We start from the raw sequence: 1,060 nt of genomic DNA on the forward strand, positions 1-1,060 counted from the left end.
CATCTCTTCTTTTGCCTTTTTATAAAAATCTTTTTTTATTTCAAAACCGTAAGAATGTCGACCTAACTCCAAACTGGCTCTCAACGTTGACCCGCTCCCTGCGCAAGGATCAATAACGATATCCCCTTCATCTGTAAAAATTTCAATTAGACGTTTCAATAATTGAACGGGCTTTTGCGTTGGATGAACTTTGGGAATTGTTTTTCGACTGTCACTTTCCCAATTGAACCAGTTTTTTATCATTTTCCCGTTGTTTCTAAATTTAGGTAGTTTATCTCGGTATAATACAACGGCATATTCAGTCGCTCCTACAATTTTCATGTTAGATTTCAAAACTTGCGAAGAACTTTTTTTACAAAAAATAATCGGATAATTGTTTTTAAAGCCGTATTTCTTACCATAATCTATTACCATTTGCATTTGTTGAAAGGCACAAAAAACGATCATTGCTGGCGCTTGATTTCTCTCTTTTGGCTCTTTCTTTAATAACTTTGAACAAAAGTGCATATATTCAGATATTCTGAAATCACTGTCTGTATCAAAAAATTGTTTTCCAGCTTTTTCTGACTCACCTTTCTTATTATCTCCGTCCACATACCATTCCAAACTACTTGCATACGCATTATTTCCTAAGTTGTAAGGAATGTCTGCAATAACAAGCTGGGCTTTTGGAATTCCATATCTTTTATAATTTTGAAAATGATCGTTGTAAAGCTCGCACTTAACTTTATTCACTCGCCTTCTCCTTTCCTCTTTCAAACAAGTTCTCTATCTTTCCTTGGCTATGGAAATTCTAAAATGGTAAATCATCTTCATTGATTTCTGACTTTCCCATGCCTATATTACTGAAATCTTGCGCCTGTGAGCCGTTTTGTTGTGTAAACGGTTGATTATATTGGTTGCTAGGAGAATAGGCCTCCTGTGGCACGTTTTGCCGATTTGAAGGGTATGTCTGTTGGCTGTTGTTGTCTATTGGTCTTTGTTCAGTGACTTCTTTAGGTTCCAACAAGTGGAAGTTCCTAACATTAACTTCTGTGATATAAACTTTATTTCCTTGATC

1 protein-coding gene and 1 pseudogene are annotated in these 1,060 nt (G+C 35.6%); both read right to left on the reverse strand.

Annotation, left to right across the window (positions count from 1 at the left end):
* The coding region (locus tag ACQV18_RS09345) for a DNA-methyltransferase (protein ID WP_428893012.1) at positions 1-735 on the reverse strand (735 nt) is incomplete at its 3' end.
* Positions 736-793: 58 nt separating this feature from the next.
* Positions 794-1,060, reverse strand: a pseudogene (locus tag ACQV18_RS09350) (single-stranded DNA-binding protein); the annotation flags it as partial.

It is taken from the genome of Facklamia sp. P9177, assembly GCF_050409585.1.
In the GTDB taxonomy this organism is placed as follows: domain Bacteria; phylum Bacillota; class Bacilli; order Lactobacillales; family Aerococcaceae; genus Facklamia.